This is a genomic window from Halioglobus sp. HI00S01 (assembly GCF_001635445.1).
In the GTDB taxonomy this organism is placed as follows: Bacteria; Pseudomonadota; Gammaproteobacteria; order Pseudomonadales; family Halieaceae; genus Halioglobus; species Halioglobus japonicus.
The window spans coordinates 1-217 of sequence record NZ_LWEE01000078.1 but is presented as its reverse complement, the minus strand read 5'-3'; the positions used below and the strand labels follow the sequence as shown (position 1 = coordinate 217).

Below are 217 nucleotides of genomic sequence, written 5' to 3'. Positions count from 1 at the left end.
GCTGCTGGGCTACGTTCTGAGCTACCAGCTTGGCGTCCAGATCCGGCTTGCGAATCTCTTCGATGTTGATGTGCACGGGCACACCCATCTTCTTGGTGAGTTCCTTACGCAGAGCGTCGACATCTTCACCCTTCTTACCAATCACGATACCGGGACGGGCTGTGTGGATGGTGATGCGAGCAGTCTGTGCGGGGCGCTCGATAACAACACGGCTCAC

At 57.1% G+C, this 217-nt stretch carries 1 protein-coding gene; it reads right to left on the bottom strand.

Features of this window, described 5'->3' with window-relative positions; translation table 11 throughout:
* Positions 1-217 (bottom strand): KH domain-containing protein (locus A3709_RS12550; RefSeq protein ID WP_197484175.1); only part of this gene is annotated, 217 nt, incomplete at both ends.